The organism is Sphingobium agri, assembly GCF_023051225.1.
GTDB classification, from domain to species: domain Bacteria; phylum Pseudomonadota; class Alphaproteobacteria; order Sphingomonadales; family Sphingomonadaceae; genus Sphingobium; species Sphingobium agri.
Genome location: NZ_JALKHS010000025.1, coordinates 1 through 1383, shown reverse-complemented (window position 1 = coordinate 1383; position 1383 = coordinate 1). Strand labels below are relative to the sequence as shown.

2 protein-coding genes are annotated in these 1383 nt (G+C 63.6%); both read left to right on the top strand.

The window, feature by feature from the left end:
• On the top strand, positions 1-685 hold a 685-nt coding region (locus MU848_RS18770; RefSeq protein WP_247234847.1), incomplete at its 5' end, for an electron transfer flavoprotein subunit beta/FixA family protein.
• On the top strand, positions 682-1383 hold a 702-nt coding region (locus MU848_RS18765; RefSeq protein ID WP_247234845.1), incomplete at its 3' end, for an electron transfer flavoprotein subunit alpha/FixB family protein. The genes MU848_RS18770 and MU848_RS18765, both read left to right, overlap by 4 nt.

Below are 1383 nucleotides of genomic sequence, written 5' to 3'. Positions count from 1 at the left end.
TGGGACGGGCGTCGATCTGGCGAACGTCAAGATGAGCATGAACCCGTTCGACGAGATCGCGGTCGAAGAAGCCATCCGCCTGAAGGAAAAGGGCGTGGCGACCGAGGTGGTGGCGGTGTCGATCGGCGTTGCCAAGGCGCAGGAAACGCTGCGCACGGCGCTGGCCATGGGTGCGGACCGTGCGATCCTGATCCAGACCGATGACGAGGTTGAACCGCTGGGCGTGGCCAAGCTGCTCGCCAAGGTGCAGGAAGAGGAAGGCGCTGGCCTGATCATCCTGGGCAAGCAGGCGATCGACGATGACAGCAACCAGACTGGTCAGATGCTGGCCGCTCTGCTGAACCTGCCGCAGGGCACCTTCGCTTCGAAGGTCGAGGTAGAGGGTGACAAGGTCAGCGTGACCCGCGAAGTCGATGGCGGCCTGGAGACGGTGAAGCTGAACGTTCCGGCGATCGTCACCACCGACTTGCGTTTGAACGAGCCGCGCTATGCTTCGCTGCCCAACATCATGAAGGCGAAGAGCAAGCCGCTTAGCACGAAGACGCCTGCCGACTATGGTGTCGATATCGCGCCGCGCCTGGAGACGCTGAAGGTCACCGAGCCCGCCAAGCGTTCGGCTGGCGTCAAGGTTGCCGATGTCGATGAACTGGTCGCGAAGCTCAAGGCTCTGGGAGTTGCAGCATGAAGACGCTCGTTTGGGTTGAACATGAGGGCGGCGCCGTCAAGGACGCGACCCTTTCCGCCGTCACCGCCGCTGCAAAGCTGGGTGAAGTGCATCTGCTGGTCGCTGGCGCTGGCGTCGGCGGCGTGGGCGAGGCTGCTGCGAAGATTGCGGGCGTGGGCAAGGTCCATGTCGCCGATGACGCGGCCTTTGGTCATGCGCTGGCCGAGAATGTCGCGCCGTTGATCGTCGAACTGATGGGCCATCATGACGCGTTCGTCGCGCCTGCCACCAGCAACGGCAAGAATATCGCGCCCCGCGTGGCGGCTCTGCTGGACGTCATGCAGATCAGCGACATTCTGTCGGTGGAAAGCGAAGACACGTTCACGCGGCCGATCTATGCGGGTAACGCGATCGCGACCGTCAAGTCGAAGGATGCGAAGAAGGTCATCACCGTTCGCGGCACTGCTTTTGAAAAGGCGGCGCGCGAGGGCGGTTCGGGCGCGGTGGAAGCGGTTGCTTCGACCGGTGACAAGGGCCTGTCCAGCTTTGTCGGCGCGGAGATCGCCAAGCAGGAGCGTCCGGAGCTGACTTCTGCCAAGATCATCGTGTCGGGTGGCCGTGCGCTGAAGGATGGGCCGACCTTTGAAGAGGTGATCTATCCGCTGGCGGACAAGCTCGGTGCAGCGGTCGGCGCTTCGCGTGCGGCGGTGGACGCTGGC